Consider the following 1314-nt stretch of genomic DNA (forward strand, 5'->3'; position numbering starts at 1 on the left):
GCTTTATACACAATAAACTGTTGCAATTGATAGAACGACCAGTTGTGCAGATTTGCAGCGTTTTTACGACTTGTTCTTGTCGTTTGGCGAATGTTTGCCAGTTTCTCAATCTTGATAACTGAAACTTGCTCTTTGATCGCCATATTCACAATCTTTCGGCTGATTTTATGGTTTTGATCTTTCATGTACCGGTGTTCTTTATTCTGCTGCTTTCGGATGGCTGACAGCTTTTTAAGCTTTCCCATCTTTCTCCGACGCGAACTATACTTGCGGCGTATGTACTTGTTTTGCCTGCCGTTGCCGACAAACTTGGTTTTGCCTGTGGAGGTACAACAACGGCGGGGACCTTTAATCCCAAGTCGACACCCATAGTCATATCGCCATTGGTTGGTTCCGTCCTGCATTCAACAGATATTTGAACGTACCACTTGCCTGATTTCTCGACCACTTTTAGTAGTCCAAGCTTACCGCTTGACAGCAAGCGTTGCTCCCGTTCCGTTATATGAGCCGCAATCATTAGACGCCGTACTTTTCCGTCCGCCATCACCGGAAATGAAACGGTATGATCTCCAAGCGAATAGTTTTGATTGTTTACGTAGTAGGCTCTACGTTTTAGGATCGGGCGTTTCCCTTGCTTTTTCGTCTTGTTATGGATGCTTCTCGCATCTCGAATGGCTTGGTTCCTTACTGCGGAAGGAAGATTGGCCGCCACATCCTTAGATGTCAGTTTTGGAAATGTACCCAATAATTCAACATGTTCGGTCAGCCGATTGACCGTTTGGATATATTCGTCTCCCATCTCTTTCAATACAGAAACATCACTTGGAAATATGCGTATTTGAACGGTTACCGTCTGCATGGATTCACCCCCTTTTCTTTTGTTCTTCAACATAGCGCTTAATCGTTTCACTCGAGACGTTCCCTGCCGTACTGACAAAATACGAACGGGTCCAAAGGCTCGGCAGGTGGTTCAAATGTTTGAATTGTTGACGCAAATGCCGTGAAGTCGCTCCCTTCAATTTTGCCATAATGTCCGCCGGAGAATCATCCGGCAGTACGTTAAGAAATAGATGTACATGATCAGGCATCATTTCCATCGCTACAATAAGCCAATCATTAGCCGTGCAAATCTCCTGCAGAAGCTCTTTAAATCGAACCTCTACTTGACCCGTCAATACCTTTCTGCGATAGCGAGGGCAAAACACAAAATGATAGTTGATGAGCGACACCGTTGATGCGGTTCTTCTATATTCTTGTCCCATATACCGATTGTATTTAGTTTAACTAAGATACTGCAACAACAATATGAAAAAA

General features: G+C 43.9%; 3 protein-coding genes. All 3 read right to left on the minus strand.

The window, feature by feature from the left end:
* A partial coding sequence (locus JET16_RS30450) for an IS200/IS605 family accessory protein TnpB-related protein (protein ID WP_233532464.1) occupies positions 1–185 on the minus strand: 185 nt, incomplete at its 3' end.
* Positions 182–859, minus strand: coding sequence for a hypothetical protein (locus tag JET16_RS29735; RefSeq protein ID WP_233532465.1), 678 nt, complete (start codon positions 857–859; stop codon positions 182–184). The genes JET16_RS29735 and JET16_RS30450, both read right to left, overlap by 4 nt.
* A 4-nt stretch (positions 860–863) precedes the next feature.
* Complete coding sequence (gene tnpA / locus JET16_RS29740) at positions 864–1262, minus strand: IS200/IS605 family transposase (protein WP_199624861.1); 399 nt, start codon at positions 1260–1262, stop codon at positions 864–866.
* Between the last annotated feature and the right edge of the window lie 52 nt (positions 1263–1314).

Origin of the sequence: Paenibacillus alkalitolerans, assembly GCF_016482785.1 — a bacterium.
GTDB lineage: Bacteria > Bacillota > Bacilli > Paenibacillales > YIM-B00363 > Paenibacillus_AE > Paenibacillus_AE alkalitolerans.

Bases quoted from the DNA above. Each gene is read 5' to 3' on its own strand.
- tnpA (WP_199624861.1), bottom strand. From the start codon at position 1,262: ATGGGACAAGAATATAGAAGAACCGCATCAACGGTGTCGCTCATCAAC.
- JET16_RS29735 (WP_233532465.1), bottom strand. From the start codon at position 859: ATGCAGACGGTAACCGTTCAAATACGCATATTTCCAAGTGATGTTTCT.